Annotated in this window: 1 protein-coding gene; it reads left to right on the top strand. The window is 47.6% G+C overall.

All coding sequences use genetic code 11. The annotated features are described in order from the left end of the window. Positions 1–60: 60 nt before the first annotated feature. On the top strand, positions 61–542 hold a 482-nt coding region (ruvB, locus tag ABD296_RS50150), incomplete at its 3' end, for a Holliday junction branch migration DNA helicase RuvB (RefSeq protein ID WP_455363893.1).

Genomic DNA, 542 nt, shown 5'->3' with positions numbered 1-542 from the left:
CGGGCTATTCGACCGACGTCACTTGCCGATTATATCGGGCAACCAGTCGTACGCGAGCAAATGGAAATTTTCATCGGTGCGGCTCGTGGTCGTGGTGAGGCACTCGATCACACACTGATTTTCGGTCCACCGGGCTTAGGAAAAACTACGCTTGCCAATATTATTGCGCGTGAAATGGGTGGCAATCTCAAATCCACTTCAGGGCCTGTTTTAGAGCGTGCGGGTGATTTGGCTGCAATGCTGACTAACCTTGAAGAAGGCGATGTTTTATTTATTGATGAGATTCATCGTCTTTCACCAGTGATTGAAGAAATCCTCTATCCAGCAATGGAAGATTACCAACTCGATATCATGATTGGTGAAGGCCCTGCTGCCCGTTCAATTAAACTAGATTTACCCCCTTTTACACTTGTTGCTGCGACCACACGTGCCGGCTTACTCACCTCGCCTCTACGTGACCGTTTCGGTATTGTGCAACGTCTTGAATTCTATTCTGTAGAAGACTTAACTCACATCGTGTCACGATCTGCAAACCTCATGGA

It is taken from the genome of Actinomadura napierensis (assembly GCF_039529375.1).
GTDB classification, from domain to species: domain Bacteria; phylum Actinomycetota; class Actinomycetes; order Streptosporangiales; family Streptosporangiaceae; genus Spirillospora; species Spirillospora napierensis.
This window is presented reverse-complemented; position numbering and strand designations above follow the sequence as displayed.